Origin of the sequence: Sphingomonas sp. (genome assembly GCF_036387535.1) — a bacterium.
GTDB lineage: Bacteria > Pseudomonadota > Alphaproteobacteria > Sphingomonadales > Sphingomonadaceae > Sphingomonas_R.
Genome location: NZ_DASVTO010000147.1, coordinates 22,357 through 28,866, shown reverse-complemented (window position 1 = coordinate 28,866; position 6,510 = coordinate 22,357). Strand labels below are relative to the sequence as shown.

Here is a 6,510-nt window from a genome sequence, read left to right as displayed (position 1 = left end):
CATGGGCAACCCGCTTCCGCCGCCTCGTCAAAGACTACGAGCGCTATGCCGAAACACTCGCGGGACTTCACGTCGTCGCCTTCGCCTGCCTCATGATGAAACAGGCCGTTGCTATCGCCGCAGGTTCATAACAACCTCTAGCTATCATGGCGTCCCAGACGCCGGGTGCCGCAGTGCTCAAAGCTGAACAGAGAAATGGCGCGCCCGACAGGATTCGAACCTGTGACCACAAGCTTAGAAGGCTAGTGCTCTATCCAACTGAGCTACGGGCGCTTGCGAGGCTGGTCGCACAATCAGACCCAGTTTTACAGCCATTTTTCGGAACTAATAAGAGGTTTCGTGGCGAGTTTCCGTTTGGGGCTTGACCGGCATAAGCGTTTCCAGCGGCCCGCATCGCTTTCGATTTGAGGTGTGACGAAAGATTTTTCTGCCCGCGCTTCGCGGTTCGCGCCGCGATCGTGCAAGCGCTGTGACGAAAGCCGGATTTCCTATTTGGGAGTCATCCGCTAACCCACAGGTCCTGCGCTTAGAAATGGGACGGTCGGTGCAATGCCGCCCCTCATCGCTTTGCCAAAGGGATTTGCCATTTCGGTTCAGGCCATGACATGCGTTGCGAGGAACATCATGCAGCAGGATCCTATCGTCATTGCGAGCTACGCCCGCACCGCCATGGGAGGATTTCAGGGCGTTTTTGCGCCGGTCAAGGCAACCGAGCTGGGAGCGACCGCCGTTCGCGCCGCGGTTGAGCGGGCACGGGCTCCGGCGGACCTGATTGACCGCATCTATATGGGATGCGTGTTGTCCGCGGGACTTGGGCAGGCGCCGGCCCGGCAGGCGGCGCTGGGCGCGGGGCTGCCGGAATCCGTGCAGGCGACGACCGTGAACAAGATGTGTGGTTCGGGAATGCAGGCTGCGATCATGGCCTGTGAGGCCCTGCAGGCAGGCGCGGTCGAGATTGTGGTCGCGGGCGGGATGGAGAGCATGACCAACGCACCCTATGCGTTGCCGAAGCACCGGTCGGGCGCCCGCATCGGCCATGATCGCATCGTCGATACGATGATGATGGACGGGCTGGAGGATGCCTATACGCCCGGCAAGGCGATGGGCGCGTTTGCGCAGGACACCGCCGATGTCTATCAATTCACCCGCGAGATGCAGGACGCCTACGCCCTGCGATCACTGGAAAGGGCGCGGGGCGCGATTTCCAGCGGCGCATTCGCCAAAGAAATCGTGCCGGTGTCGGTGACGACGCGTGCCGGCACGAAAATCGTCGACACGGACGAGCAGCCAGGCGGCGCCAAGCCGGAGAAAATTGCCGGATTGCGACCGGCCTTTGCCAAGGAGGGTACGATCACCGCGGCCAGTTCGGCATCGATCTCCGATGGAGCCGCGGCGTTGATCCTGACACGGCGGAGTGTTGCCGAACGGCTCGGCATGGCGCAGGTCGCCCATGTCGTCGGCAGTGCAGGTCATGCCAATGCGCCCGCATTGTTCACCACCGCACCGGTCAAAGCCATCGAGACCCTGCTCCGGAAGATCGGGTGGTCCGTCGATGACGTCGATCTGTTCGAGGTCAACGAGGCATTCGCCGCGGTCGCGATGATCGCCGCGAAGGATCTGCAAATCCCCAGCGACAAGATCAATGTCCATGGCGGGGCGACGGCGCTGGGCCATCCCATCGGCGCGTCCGGCGCGCGGATCATCGCGACGCTGCTTTCTGCACTGGAACAGCGTGGCGGTCGCCGTGGCGTGGCCAGCCTGTGCATCGGTGGTGGCGAAGCGACGGCGATGGCGTTCGAGTTGATCGTTACGAACAGGTGACGCGTCCATCACCACTGTCCCTGACAATATGGTGGTGACCCCAACGGGAATCGAACCCGTGTTTTCGCCGTGAAAGGGCGACGTCCTAGACCGCTAGACGATGGGGCCGTGCAGCGTGGATGCCGATTAGGCGGAAGCGGGCAAGGGGTCAAGCCGTGATCCCGTCAATCGGCCCAGGCGGCATCGTCCAGATGCATTTCCGCATTCGGACGGCTGCCCCAATCGTCGATCCGGACGCGGCCGGCGATCCAGAGGCGGCGGTCGGGGCCGGCGGCGAGCAGCGCCTGGCCGAGCGGGGTATCGGCATGGCGGAAGGCGATGGTCTTGATCGCGCGTCCGTCCGCGCCCGACATGATCGCGCGAACATGACCATTTCCGACGATATCGGCGCGGATCACGCGAACGGGGCCGGCGGCGATCCGTGGCGCCGGCCATCCCATGCCATATGGCCCGCCGCTGTCGAGCGAGGCCACCAATTCGGGCGTCACGCCACCCGGTGCGACCACGGCGTCGAACAGGATGGCGCGGTCGCGGCGGGCGATCGCGACGTCCCGGGCCAGCCGGTCGTCGAGGAAGGCCGTAAGCGCGGCGATGGTGTCGGCCCGCACCGTCAGGCCGGCGGCCATGGCGTGGCCACCGCCGGCAAGCAGCAGCCCGCTGTCCCTGGCCGCCAGGATGGCGGCGCCGAGATCGACACCGGCGATCGAGCGGCCAGAACCCTTGCCGATACCCTCCGCATCAAGGGCGATGACGATGGCGGGGCGGCCGAGCTTTTCCTTCAGGCGGCCGGCGACAATGCCGATCACGCCGGGGTGCCAATCCGATCCGGACACGACCGCGACCGCCCGGTCGCCCGTCGCATGCAGCGCGGCGTCGGCGGCTTCGTTGACGGTGGTTTCGATCGTGCGGCGATCTTCGTTCAGGCGATCCAGTTCGGCGGCGAGTGTGCGGGCTTCCTCCGGATCATCGGTGGTGAGCAGGCGCACGCCGAGATCCGCGCGCCCGACCCGGCCGCCGGCGTTGATGCGCGGACCGAGTGCGAAACCGAGATCGGTGCAGGTGGGCGTGCGCGAAAGCCGGGCGGCGTCGGCCAGAGCGGCCAGGCCGACGTTGCGGCGTGCGGCCATGACCTTCAGCCCTTGTGTCACGAAGGCGCGGTTGAGACCGCGGAGCGCCGCGACGTCGGCCACCGTGCCGAGGGCGACCAGATCGAGCAGGTCGAGCAACCGGGGTTCGGGCCGATCGGCGAAATGGCCGCGGCGGCGCAGGACCCGCAGCAGCGCGCTGCCGAGCAGGAAGGCGACGCCGACCGCGGCAAGATGACCGAAGGCAGCGCCTTCGGCTTCGTCGAGGCGGTTGGGGTTGACCAGAGCATGCGCGATCGGGAGCGCGCTGGCGCATTTGTGATGATCGACCACGATGACGTCGACGCCGGCGGCGTGAGCGGTGGCGAGCGGTTCATAGGATTGCGCGCCGCAATCGACGGTGACGATCAGCGACGCACCGTCATTCGACAGCCGGGTCAGCGCCGCAATGTTGGGGCCATAGCCTTCGAGGATCCGGTCGGGGATGTAGACGGTGGGGGCGAGGCCGAGCGCGCGCAGCAGCCGTACCATCAACGCCGCGGACGTTGCGCCGTCCACGTCGTAATCGCCGAAGATCGCGACCGTTTCCCCGCCGGAGACCGCCGCGGCGAGGCGATCGGCGGCGCGGTCCATGTCGCGGAAGATCGACGGATCGGGCATGAACCCGCGGATCGTGGGGGTGCGGTGTTCGTCCACCGCGTCGCGCGGACAGCCGCGCGCCATCAGCAACTGCGTGACGAGATCATCCGGCTGGAAACCGGGGTCATCCGCCACACCGACCGCACCCGACCGTCCGCGCCAGCGCCACGCCTGCCCCAGGATGGACGATTCGATTCCGAGGAAGGCAGCAGACGTCACGGGGCCTTGTGATGCTCCCCCTTCACCCAGCGGACGGTGCGCGAACTGGCGCGCATCACGACGCTTTCGGTGGTCATGATGCCGCCCTTCTTGCGCTTCACGCCCGCAAGCAGCGAGCCGTCGGTGACGCCGGTCGCCGCGAAGATCGCATCGCCGCGCACCAGATCGGACAGATGGTAGATGCGGTCGAGATCCTCGACCCCCCATTTCGCCGCGCGGCCGCGTTCATCGTCGTTGCGGAACAGCAGACGGCCCTGGAACTGCCCCCCGACGCAGGCGAGCGCCGCGGCGGCGAGCACGCCTTCGGGTGCACCGCCGGAGCCGAGATAGATGTCGATGGTCGTGTCCGGATCGGTGACCGCGATCACGCCGGCGACATCGCCGTCCGGGATCAGCATGATGCCGCAACCGAGACCACGCAGTTCGGCGATCAGCTTTTCATGGCGGGGACGATCGAGCACGCAGGCAATGATTTCATGGGGTTCGACCCCCTTCGCGGCGGCCAGCGCGCGAACATTTTCGCTGGGCGTGCGATCAAGCGAGACGAGATCGTCGGCATAGCCGGGCCCGATCGCCAGCTTGTCCATATAGACGTCGGGCGCGTTCAGCAGCCCGCCTTCCTCCGCAATGGCGAGGACGGCCAGCGCATTCGGGCCGGCCTTGGCCGTGATGGTGGTGCCTTCGAGCGGATCGAGCGCGATGTCGATCTTCGGTCCGCGGCCGGTGCCGACCTTTTCACCGATGAACAGCATCGGGGCTTCGTCCCGCTCCCCTTCGCCGATGACGACGGTGCCGTCGAAATCGAGTTCGTTGAAGGCGGCCCGCATCGCTTCGACCGCGGCGGCATCGGCGGCCTTTTCATCGCCGCGCCCGACGAGGGTGGAGGCCGCGATCGCCGCCGCTTCGGTGACGCGAACCATTTCGAGGACGAGCACCCGGTCGAGGGCGTTGCTTGCTTTCACCATGTGATCTGCCATCCTCAAAGCCTGTCGCTTACGGCATCGGCGATAGTGTCGGGGGTGTGGGTTGTCGAGGCCAATAGCCCGGCCCGCACCGCCCCTGACAGCGGTGTCGCGCGGGCCGTCATACGTCGAGAATGTGCATCAGCATCGGGCGGCCGGTGATGCTGGGTGAACCGTCGAGCCGGTCGAGCGCATCGCTGACCGCGCGTTCGGGGCAAATGTGCGTCACCAGCACCAGCAGCACGCGACCGTCGGGCGTTGCACCGCGTTGCACCATGCTTTCGATCGACACGCCGGCGTCGCGCATCGCGGCGGTGATTTCCGCCAGCACGCCGGGCCGGTCGGCGACCGTGAAGCGGAGATAGGCACGGCCGCGGCGATCACCGGTCGGCGCCGTGGCGGGGGTGGCGAGCGCGGCGACCGGCATGGCGAAGGCGGGGCCGGTTTCGCCGCGGGCGACGTCGATCAGATCGGCGACCACCGCCGACGCGGTCGGACCTTCGCCGGCGCCGCGGCCTTCGAACAGCAGGCGACCGACGAAATTGCCCTCCGCCACCACGGCATTCAGCGATCCCGCAACATGGGCGAGCGGGTGACGGACCGGCACCAGGCAGGGATGGACGCGCTGGAACAGCCCCTTGCCATCCGCTTCCCCCAGGCCAATCAGCCGGACGCGGTAGCCGAGTGCCGCGGCCTCCGCGATGTCGGCCGCCAGGACATGGCGGATGCCGGATACGGTGACCGCCGGAAAGTCGATCGCGGTGCCGAACGACAGGCTGGCGAGGATCGACAATTTGTGCGCGGCGTCGATGCCGTCGATGTCGAAGCTGGGGTCGGATTCCGCATAGCCCAGCGCCTGCGCATCGGCGAGGACGTCGGCAAAATCGCGCCCCTCCGACTCCATGGTGGTCAGGATATAATTGCAGGTGCCGTTGAGGATTCCATAGACGCGGGCGATTTCATTGGCAGCGGCGCCTTCGCGCAGGCCCTTGATCACCGGGATCCCGCCGGCCACCGCGGCTTCGTATTTCAGCGCGGCGCCGGATTTTTCCGCGGCCTCCGCAAGTTCGAGACCGTGATGCGCGATCATCGCCTTGTTCGCGGTGACGAAGGCACGACCCTGCGCCAGCGTGGTGCGGGCCAGCGTCAGCGCCGGGCCGTCCGATCCGCCGATCAGTTCGACCACCGCATCGATATCGCCGCGCGCCGACAGCGTGGCGGCATCGTCGACCCAGTCGAACCGCCCGAGATCGAACCCACGGTTGCGGGTACGATCCCGGGCGGAGACGGCGACGATGTCGATCGCGCGGCCGGCGCGGCGTTCGATCAACGCGCGGTTGGTGTCGAGCAGCTTGACCACGCCGCCGCCAACGGTGCCGAGCCCGGCCAAAGCGATCCTGAGCGGCGTGGTCATGGCGTCATTCCCCGGAAACTGGTGCGATGTGCGTCCTACCGCGCTGGTGGTGCGGTGCAAGCCGGAACGGGCGCGGCGGCAGGGTCGTTATTCTGGCCTGGTCATGAGAAGGAGCCGGATGATGGGTGACGACACGGACAAGCCACAGCCGCCGCAGGAGAAGGACGCGATGCTGGAAGAAGGGCAGGCGGATTATGGATCGGCGGGGCAGCAGGCCGTCGAGGGCGTGAACAAGGCGCGGGAGAAGGACAAGGAGTAGCGGTTTCCGGTCGGTTCGGGCTTGCGGCGGGTGTTCTCGACAGGCTCGAACCGAACGGAATTTGGGTAGCGGGTCGGGGCGAGGCTGCCGAGGGTTTTCGGCAGGCCCGCC

At 66.9% G+C, this 6,510-nt stretch carries 5 protein-coding genes, 2 tRNA genes and 1 pseudogene; 3 read left to right on the top strand and 5 right to left on the bottom strand.

The features are described 5' to 3' along the window. Positions 1-131 (top strand): annotated as a pseudogene (locus VF649_RS13445) (IS5/IS1182 family transposase); the annotation flags it as partial. Between the two features lie 65 nt (positions 132-196). Here VF649_RS13445 and VF649_RS13440 read toward each other — a convergent pair. Continuing rightward, positions 197-273 (bottom strand) — tRNA-Arg (locus VF649_RS13440). A gap of 351 nt (positions 274-624) precedes the next feature. Here VF649_RS13440 and VF649_RS13435 point away from each other — a divergent pair. Then, positions 625-1,821: an acetyl-CoA C-acyltransferase gene (locus VF649_RS13435; protein WP_331012462.1), complete on the top strand. Its 1,197-nt coding sequence runs from the start codon at positions 625-627 to the stop codon at positions 1,819-1,821. Positions 1,822-1,853: 32 nt separating this feature from the next. Here VF649_RS13435 and VF649_RS13430 read toward each other — a convergent pair. The 4 genes from VF649_RS13430 to VF649_RS13415 all read right to left on the bottom strand — a co-directional run bounded on the left by VF649_RS13430 (position 1,854) and on the right by VF649_RS13415 (position 6,140). Then, positions 1,854-1,929 (bottom strand) — tRNA-Glu (locus VF649_RS13430). Between the two features lie 56 nt (positions 1,930-1,985). Continuing rightward, positions 1,986-3,764, bottom strand: coding sequence for a single-stranded-DNA-specific exonuclease RecJ (recJ, locus tag VF649_RS13425; RefSeq protein ID WP_331012461.1), 1,779 nt, complete (start codon positions 3,762-3,764; stop codon positions 1,986-1,988). After that, positions 3,761-4,729: a class II fructose-bisphosphatase gene (glpX, locus tag VF649_RS13420; protein WP_331012465.1), complete on the bottom strand. Its 969-nt coding sequence runs from the start codon at positions 4,727-4,729 to the stop codon at positions 3,761-3,763. Before glpX ends, recJ begins: the two co-directional genes overlap by 4 nt. A 118-nt stretch (positions 4,730-4,847) precedes the next feature. Further along, positions 4,848-6,140: a homoserine dehydrogenase gene (locus tag VF649_RS13415; protein WP_331012460.1), complete on the bottom strand. Its 1,293-nt coding sequence runs from the start codon at positions 6,138-6,140 to the stop codon at positions 4,848-4,850. 121 nt (positions 6,141-6,261) lie between these two features. On the opposite strand from VF649_RS13415, the gene VF649_RS13410 reads away from it, so the two are divergent. After that, positions 6,262-6,399 (top strand): hypothetical protein, encoded by a 138-nt coding sequence (locus tag VF649_RS13410; protein ID WP_331012459.1) that lies wholly within the window; start codon positions 6,262-6,264, stop codon positions 6,397-6,399. Positions 6,400-6,510: the final 111 nt, after the last annotated feature.

Coding starts and splice junctions, on each gene's coding strand:
- glpX (WP_331012465.1), bottom strand. CDS start 4,729: ATGGTGAAAGCAAGCAACGCCCTCGACCGGGTGCTCGTCCTCGAAATG.
- VF649_RS13410 (WP_331012459.1), top strand. CDS start 6,262: ATGGGTGACGACACGGACAAGCCACAGCCGCCGCAGGAGAAGGACGCG.
- VF649_RS13415 (WP_331012460.1), bottom strand. CDS start 6,140: ATGACCACGCCGCTCAGGATCGCTTTGGCCGGGCTCGGCACCGTTGGC.
- VF649_RS13435 (WP_331012462.1), top strand. CDS start 625: ATGCAGCAGGATCCTATCGTCATTGCGAGCTACGCCCGCACCGCCATG.